Source organism: Paraburkholderia tuberum STM678 (genome assembly GCF_902833905.1).
Taxonomy (GTDB): domain Bacteria; phylum Pseudomonadota; class Gammaproteobacteria; order Burkholderiales; family Burkholderiaceae; genus Paraburkholderia; species Paraburkholderia tuberum.
The window spans coordinates 1-7738 of the sequence record NZ_CADFGP010000127.1 but is presented as its reverse complement, the minus strand read 5'-3'; the positions used below and the strand labels follow the sequence as shown (position 1 = coordinate 7738).

Sequence of the window (7738 nt, the reverse complement as noted above, 5' to 3'; positions counted from 1 at the left end):
AAGGCCATTGGCGGGTCTCTTACGCTCTGTTGCGGAAGATCGTCGACATCTAACCGCGCGACACCGTCAACGCGGGTTCCGCTGACGGATACTGAAGGCTAGATAGCCAGTGCGGCTTGTCTCGAGCGAACTCTTCAGTGGCGTTTGCATAGACGTCAGGGCGTGCCTGATGGTGGATCGCGTTCAAGATTTGACCCAACTCGCAAATTTTCAAAATGTCGTCCACGGTTGCGCGGCGATAGCTTATCGAGTCGGTCATCTTCAGCTCTTGATGGTGGGGAAATAAAAAAAGGCGCCTTAAGCGCCTTGGTCGTTTGCACATGGAATGGACCGTGAGGTCGAATTCCTTGCTATGGACGTAACGACCCACGGCGCAGCGGATAGCGACCGTGATGATGGTGGTGAGCCTTGCTCGGGACGTTACGAAGTTCCATGCTGTCAATATTGGCACAAAAACAACTTCTGCGCGGCACATTATTTTTTTGAGTGGCGGCTGTGTCTAACCGGGCATATCGGCCAGCAACGCCCATCGCTCGTGGTCGCGCCATTCGCCATTTATGCGGAGATAGCGAGGAGAAAAACCTTCCTGTTTAAAACCCAACCGCCGCACAAGTGCGATCGACGCGATATTCCCTGGTTGAATATTTGCCTCCACCCGATGCAATTTAAGTTCGCTGAAAGCATAGATCACAGCTGCCCGTACCGCGTCCGTCATCAACCGTGCCCGGGCGAAGTTCGACATTCCGTAATACCCGAGATAGGCGCTGCGAAAAGCGCCCATTACTATTTCGTTAATGTTCACCACACCGGCAATTTGAATCGATGCCACTTCACGCGCAATGAGGCCGACGTTCGACCCGGTGAGACCACCTGAAAACCAGTTATCGAAGCCCGTTTGATCGGTAAAGGATGTGACCCAAGGCAGGTGATAGTCCTGACTTGCTGAGTTTGCGGCGATCAAATCGGCGGCGTCGGCACGGATCACTCGGCTTAGCTGAATGCCACTCATGATGCTCCATCGTATAGGCGTGTGCAGGGCTTGAATTGTCGCCGATCCAACAGAGATGGATCAATCTCCAGAGTTTACCGAACAGGGTCCGACAGGTTTCTCAGTCGTCCAGCTCAATGCGATAACGAAGAGTTTCTGCGAATCCATAGGCGGCGGTCTTTTTGAACCGGTCAGTCAGGACACCACTGCATGCTGCGATCACCCGCTGTGAGGCTATATTTTCAGGATCAACCGTTAGTTCCACGTAGGGCAAGCCTTGCAGCCTCGCTTCGCCAAGCATCAAATTGAGCGCCTGCTTGGCGTAGCCGTTGCCTCGCTTCCACGGCACGACTGAGAAGCCGATATGTCCGAGCACATACGGCGGCAATTCGGCAGATGCAGCCTGCCAACGAAATCCGATCGCACCGCTAACATCGCCGTCCCAAATCCATCGGATGATGCTTGGAAGACGGGCAACGGTCGAGCCATCGGGCAAAGGAATCGGGCCGCCTGATGCTGTCGGATCATCCAGCCCGTCGACGAATGCCTCTGCGTTCAACTCGATAGCATGCAACTGTTCGCGCGCAGCGACCTCCTTACGAACATTGTCAGGTGACCATCCCGCCTCAAGGGCCGAAACGTAGCTTGCCAGCAACGCAGTCGTAGGCCTCAAGAGTTCGATCTCAGTTGTCATTTTCTTCGCCTCAGGAGGAATGATTGACAACAGTTTAAGCGGCGGCGTCGAGTGTCTCAAAGTGGCCGGCTGGTGCCTGATGACGCTCCGTGGGAGCCGACGCACAAGGGCCCTCCGATACGCCTTGGCAAGGTGGTAACCGAGGGTTTCACGGGATGAAACTTTCGCTCGTATCCGCCGATAACTCGAGCAGGAACCATCTGGATGGCCCCCGGACAGTCCGCCGGCGCCACACGGCGCGCCCATACACATGCCACTTCGCACGGCAGCCCTGCGCGGTTTCCATTCATTTGCACGAGGACTCAGGATGCACAAGCTCAGTTTTACGCAGAAGCTTTGGCTGCCGTTGATCATCAGCCTCGTCGCGTTGCTCGCTGTCTCCGTATCGGCGGCGTGGCAGTCGCGCGAGACGCGCATCGAAGAACGTAAGCACGACCTCACGAACATCGCGCACGTCGGACTCAGCATCGTGACGGAGTATGCGGCGCTGGCGCAAAGCGGCGCGTTGCCGGAGGCGGATGCCCGCAAGCAGGCACTCGAACGCCTGCGCGGCGTCCGCTACGGCGAAGACGGCTACTTCCTCGTGATCAATTCGAAGCCGCAGATGGTGATGCATCCGATCAAGCCGGCACTCGAAAGCAAGGATCTCGCGGGCAGCGCCGATGCCGACGGCCGTCACCATTACGTGACGTTCGCGTCGACCGCACAGGCGCCGGACGGCGGCTTCGTCGACTACGTGTTCCCGCATTCAGGCGCGGCGTCGACACAGGCGGTCGGCAAGATCGGCTACGTGGTGCGCTATGCGCCGTGGGATTGGATCATCGCAACCGGCGCCTATGTTGACGACATCGACGCTGCGTTCATGGCGTCGTTGTGGCTGGTCGGCGCGATCTTCGTGGCCGTGTCCGCGGTCCTCGTGACGCTCGTCGCGGTGACGAACCGCAGCATCGCGCGCATGGTCGGCGGCGATCCGGCCTATGCGGCGAACGTGGCGGACGCGATCGCATCGGGCGACCTGACGGTGGCGATCCGCACGCGCAACGGCGACACGTCGAGCCTCCTACACGTAATGCAGCGGATGCGCGACGCGCTGACGGGTACCATCTGCCAGATCAAGCATGCGTCCGACAACGTCGCGTGCGGCGCGAACGAGATCGCGAACGGGAACGCGGACCTGTCGTCGCGCACCGAGAGCCAGGCGGCGTCGTTGCAGGAAACGGCGTCGAGCATGGAGCAGATGACGGCGATGGTCCGCCAGACTGCAGACAACGCGCGCACTGCCTGCGAGCTTGCGGCCGGCGCCGCGAAAATCGCGACCCGCGGCGGCGACATGGTCACGCAGGCCGTCGCGGCGATGAAGGGGATCTCGAACGAATCGGGTCGCATGGTCGAGATCATCGCGACGATCGAGGGCATCGCATTCCAGACCAACATCCTCGCGCTGAATGCTGCGGTTGAGGCAGCACGCGCGGGCGAGCAAGGCCGCGGCTTCGCAGTCGTCGCGAGCGAGGTGCGCAGCCTCGCGCAGCGTAGCGCGACCGCGGCGAAGGAAATTCGCGAGCTGATCAGTCATGCGGTGGGCAGCGTCGGCTGTGGTGCAACGCTGGTCGAAAACACCGGCTCGACGATTGACGAAGCGCGCGACGCGATCATGCGTGTGACCGGTGTCGTGCAGGAAATCGCTGCGGCCGCGGCGGAACAGAGCGCTGGCATCGCCCAGGTGAATCTCGCGGTCACGCAGATGGACAGCATGACGCAGCAGAACGCGGCGCTCGTCGAGCAGGCGGCGGCCGCGGCACAGTCGCTGAAGGAGCAGGCGATGAGTCTGCAACGCGCGGCCGCGGCGTTTCAGGTGGGCGACGCTGACGCTAACGGTGGTGCACAGCTCGCGCCGGCTTCGGCGCAGCACCGCGCAGTGTTCGCGTAAGGACGCGCACCGCAATCTCGCGGCGAACCTCGCGTTTCATGGCACGTCTGCGCGTTTTTTTGGACCGTCATCTTGCCACCCGGAGCGGCCGTTCGGATTGGCGCAACTTCAATGACTGCTTCCGGGGTGCAACTGCCCGCCGTATCGCCAGGTTTGCGCGTGCAACATCACCGGCGGCCGACAGTGGGACGACTTCCCGATCAACCCAGCCGTAGGCATCGCATACGTGACCACATATCGCGAGAACACGATCCGATCGCGTGGGCCTCGAGCACGACGGTAATCGCAACGGCAGAACGGTGATCGCGGGAGAGCCTTTCACACCGGCAATCGCCGGTCCTTCAGCGGGCGCCTAGGGGCGTGCGTCGGGTGAGTATGGATGCATCGCCGACATCACGGCCGATGGTGGAACCTCCGGACCGCCCGACAGCGTATTTCGTACCGCAAAGCAGCTGCCGGGTCGAGTTGCCAAGGCTCGCGTAGGGCGGCAGCGGCGTTCGACTGGCTTTGATGAGAGCAGTTGCGACACACTCGCGCACCACCGCGCCAGTTTCTCCATTGCCGCCTATTACCAAAGTGATATAGCGGCAGCGAGGCTCGCAAATCATACTGGCTCCGACCTGCCGCACACACGAGCTCGCTGCACAGTTTCCGATGTTTTTCCAGCTTGCAAGCAAGTGCGGCCGGTAGCCCCTGCAAGGGGCAGCGCCGGCGCTCGCCTCTACACGTCGCGACGGCGCGTTGCGTCCACATTCTTTTTTGACGGAGACTCCTATGAAAACAGTGTTACTCGTCGCGGGTGGGCTATTGTGCGCGTGCGCCTGGCACGCCAGCGCGCAAAACATCACTGCAAATCCAACGACCGCAGCACAGCCTGACGCGATGAATTCGGAAGGTCCCGACCCTTCGGGAAGCTCGATGTCCGGCGGACATAGCGTGGGTGACGGAAAGACCCGCGCCGAAGTCTATCAAGACCTCGTGCACTCGCAGCAGAACGGCGAGGCAGCGCGGTTGCAGGAACTCTTCAAAGGTAGTGGCAAGTGAACCTGCCTGGAGCGGGCAAACTGCGGCTCCGGAGAAAGGAGGGAAAACCAAAATGGCGTCTTTCGACGAACCGTCGATTCTCTCCGAGTACAACCGCGGGGAGAAGCTGATTGCCGGCATCGTGCTCGCCGTCGTCACGTTCTGGCTGTTCGCCCAGACGACCTTGAACGTGCTGCAGTCCATGTGGGCGGATCTGCAAATCGACGATGGCCTCAGTGACATCGCCGTCAGCATCACCGCCCTCTTTTCTGGCGTTTTCATCGTCGTCGCAGGCTGGCTGGCGGACAGGGTCGGCCGCGTGAAAATCAATCAAGGGAGCGTCGCGCATTGTCCTGCTTCGAGCGTAGTTTGTCGGCCTCCAGTCTGCGCGTGACCAGATGGATCAGGTAAGTCGCAAACTCGGGATCCTGATAGTACATCCGCATTGCATCGGCCGCGGAAACCGTCAGCAACTCGCATTCACTCTTGCAACAGGCCGTCCAGGTGCGGCGATGGTCCGGCGAGAAAAGTCCGATCTCTCCGAGGATCGTGCCAGCGCCAATATCGACTCCGATCTCCTGAAGGCTGACCGTCCCGCGCAACACATAGTAGAGCGCGTCGCTTGGCGCATCCTTGCGAAACAGCACGTCTCCGCGTTTGAAGCGACGGGGAGGCAAATCAGAGAGGAGCCGCTTGATGGCGAGCTGCGCATCGAGCGCCTGATGAAGCTGTGCATCGCCGACCTGATCGAGCCGCGCGGCCGCGATGCTGGCCTGCCTGCGACTCTCGACCTTGAGCGCTTTATACACCGTATAGAGATGCACTTTTACTGTCCCTTCCGCGATATTGAGTTGCCTCGCGATCGACTTGTTCGACTCGCCGCGCGCCGCGAGGGCCAGTACTTCGATCTGGCGTGGCGTCAGCATGCGGTTGTTCATCGCAGGGTCGGGAACAACGCGCGAATCCGTGGTTGCGCCACGCGAAGCTTGCGTGTGCTCTATTGCAGAGAACGTTGCCGGCAGGTATGCCGCGCCAGCCAGCACCACCTGTAGCGCGTCGCACAACGCTTGCGCGGACTGCGACTTGCTCAGGCAGCGCGCCACACCGGCAGCCATGAAGGAGTCGATAGTCTGCTGACCGATCTCGCTCAGCAATGCGAGCGCTGGCAAATGCGGGAAGACGCGCCGCAATGCGTTCAGCACATCGAGTGCTTCGTTTTGATGGTCGCCATCCAGTATCAGCAGGTCTGCGCGGGTCCAGTCTTCGAAAGCGGTGATCCGATAGTCCGCACATGTCACCTCGATACACTCTTCGAAGTCGCGGACTAGGCGTGCAACGCCCTCGCGGAACAAACCGGTCGGTGCGATGAGGATGATATGCATATGCGTCACTTCTTGCGTCGATATCGTTCGCCGCGAATGCGAGCGCGTACTGCTCGAGTCCGAGACGCTGGAGCCATTGCGCGATGTCCATATTCGTGGCCTGCATTCGATGCCAGCCGGCACACGCGAGCTTGCCGCACCGGTTTGGCTCCGGCGCGACGCGATGCGATTCGCAAACGTCAGACAAAAATCGGGCGCACCGCTCGCCAATGCAATCGGCCCCAGCTTGGCACTGAACCGGGCCGATGAATACCCAGTGTAGGCGTACAACTCGCACGGCGCATGATGTTCGACGGCGTTTCGAGTCACGACGGGTACTGGGCAGCGCGTCCCACCTCTCCCTCGCTTTTTTCGCGGAATTCATGTGAAGCCGGGCCAGACCGTCTCCGATATCCCGCTCCGTTCGCGCTTCGCGGGCCAATTCGATTCTCCAGAGCCTGCGTGAGCGGCTCGCCGCGAGTCATCCGGTGCCGGTCCGTTTCATCGTGCTCGATTTTGCATCGACTCAGGGCATGGACGCGTAGGTATCGATCAGCTTCGTCAAGCTAAGTCAGCTAAGCGCAGCGAAGAACGCGGACCTAATGCCGACTGCGCTGACGCCGTGTTCACGCGACCTGCTTACGAAAACCGGGACACTTAAGCTCCGGATTCGTGAATTCGTTTCGCTCGACGTGGGTCTGGAGTAGGTCGAAGACGAGTTGCGCTCGGCGAACTCGCGTGCGACAGGGCACGGCTACGACTTTCGCGCGATGCTCGCGCGGCATTTCACGACCAGCGGGTTGAGCATGCTGCCGGTCGATGATGGACGGTCGGTCCGGCCGCGCAACGGGTTCATCGGTTTTTCGTCAAGATCATCGCTGCTCGACTTGCCTTCGCGTTGATGAGGCATTGCGTGCGGCGTTGTGAACGGTTTGCGCATCGTGAGCGCCTTCCTGCTCAGTGAATGAAAGGCGACATACGTAAACGACCAACAAACGCTCAATATAAGGGGCGCCGCTTTGACACGTAGGCGAACGTGTCATGTCCCGCCCCCTTGCTGTCGTCCGACTCCGCGCGACCAAAGCGGCGACGTGTCGCACGTCTGCCGGTGTTCCTTGCCGTTTTGTCCCACGCGGGAAAATGGCGGACGCCGCGTGCTGGCTCGGCCTATTCTATGGAAGGAGCGCTCCCGCCTGTCGGGCAAGGGCGCGCGAGCGGGAGCGAATCCATGAGCAGGGTGAATCTCCGGCGCAAGCAAGTCCTTGTGTCTTTCGCGCTACCCACGATCATCGTAGCGTTTGCGTTTTCAGGTATTGCAGTAACGGCGCACGCCGACACGGTTCGGATTACCGTCTCGCACTACAGTGACGCGACTGGCCCATACTTCAACAAGATGGCTCACGAGTTCGAGAAAGCTACCCCTGGTACGACAATCAAGATCGAAGAAGTAAACTGGGATGCGCTGCAACAGAAGCTCCAGACCGACATCATGGGCGGCGCGAACTCGGACCTCGCGATTGTCGCTACCCGTTGGTTGCTGGATTTCGTTCACGACGACGTCGCTGAGCCCCTTGATGGCTACATGGACGCCAGCTTCAGGGATCGCTTCATTGGCCAGATCCTGGCGCCGGGCGAAATCAAAGGCAAGGTGTGTGGCTTGCCGCTCGCTGCTTCAACACGCGCGCTGTACTACAACAAGGATCTGCTCGCGAAAGCTGGCTATCCGAATGGCCCGAAGACCTGGA

General features: G+C 60.4%; 7 protein-coding genes. 4 read left to right on the top strand and 3 right to left on the bottom strand.

The window, feature by feature from the left end; genetic code table 11:
* Positions 1 to 499: 499 nt before the first annotated feature.
* Together HWY30_RS40025 and HWY30_RS40020 are read right to left on the bottom strand one after the other, a co-directional pair.
* Positions 500 to 1009 (bottom strand): GNAT family N-acetyltransferase, encoded by a 510-nt coding sequence (locus HWY30_RS40025; protein ID WP_090806754.1) that lies wholly within the window; start codon positions 1007 to 1009, stop codon positions 500 to 502.
* A 100-nt stretch (positions 1010 to 1109) separates the two neighbouring features.
* Positions 1110 to 1682 (bottom strand): GNAT family N-acetyltransferase, encoded by a 573-nt coding sequence (locus HWY30_RS40020; protein ID WP_090806752.1) that lies wholly within the window; start codon positions 1680 to 1682, stop codon positions 1110 to 1112.
* Positions 1683 to 1989: 307 nt separating this feature from the next.
* On the opposite strand from HWY30_RS40020, the gene HWY30_RS40015 reads away from it, so the two are divergent.
* The 3 genes from HWY30_RS40015 (at position 1990) to HWY30_RS40005 (ending at position 5026) form a co-directional block, all read left to right on the top strand.
* Positions 1990 to 3609, top strand: a complete 1620-nt coding sequence (locus tag HWY30_RS40015; RefSeq protein ID WP_176079040.1) for a methyl-accepting chemotaxis protein — start codon at positions 1990 to 1992, stop codon at positions 3607 to 3609.
* A gap of 774 nt (positions 3610 to 4383) precedes the next feature.
* A complete protein-coding gene (locus HWY30_RS40010; protein ID WP_090806748.1) occupies positions 4384 to 4653 on the top strand; it encodes a hypothetical protein in 270 nt (89 codons plus the stop codon).
* A 52-nt stretch (positions 4654 to 4705) separates the two neighbouring features.
* Complete coding sequence (locus HWY30_RS40005; RefSeq protein ID WP_090806746.1) at positions 4706 to 5026, top strand: hypothetical protein; 321 nt, start codon at positions 4706 to 4708, stop codon at positions 5024 to 5026.
* Here HWY30_RS40005 and HWY30_RS40000 read toward each other — a convergent pair.
* Positions 4959 to 6137, bottom strand: coding sequence for a LuxR C-terminal-related transcriptional regulator (locus tag HWY30_RS40000; protein WP_244145202.1), 1179 nt, complete (start codon positions 6135 to 6137; stop codon positions 4959 to 4961). The genes HWY30_RS40005 and HWY30_RS40000 overlap by 68 nt on opposite strands.
* 1084 nt (positions 6138 to 7221) lie before the next feature.
* Between HWY30_RS40000 and HWY30_RS39995 the strand changes: the two genes are divergently transcribed.
* A partial coding sequence (locus HWY30_RS39995; protein WP_176079039.1) for an ABC transporter substrate-binding protein occupies positions 7222 to 7738 on the top strand: 517 nt, incomplete at its 3' end.

What these genes read in the sequence shown, in the direction of transcription:
- HWY30_RS40005 (WP_090806746.1), top strand. Translation starts at nt 4,706, where the DNA reads ATGGCGTCTTTCGACGAACCGTCGATTCTCTCCGAGTACAACCGCGGG.
- HWY30_RS40015 (WP_176079040.1), top strand. Translation starts at nt 1,990, where the DNA reads ATGCACAAGCTCAGTTTTACGCAGAAGCTTTGGCTGCCGTTGATCATC.
- HWY30_RS40025 (WP_090806754.1), bottom strand. Translation starts at nt 1,009, where the DNA reads ATGAGTGGCATTCAGCTAAGCCGAGTGATCCGTGCCGACGCCGCCGAT.
- HWY30_RS40010 (WP_090806748.1), top strand. Translation starts at nt 4,384, where the DNA reads ATGAAAACAGTGTTACTCGTCGCGGGTGGGCTATTGTGCGCGTGCGCC.
- HWY30_RS40020 (WP_090806752.1), bottom strand. Translation starts at nt 1,682, where the DNA reads ATGACAACTGAGATCGAACTCTTGAGGCCTACGACTGCGTTGCTGGCA.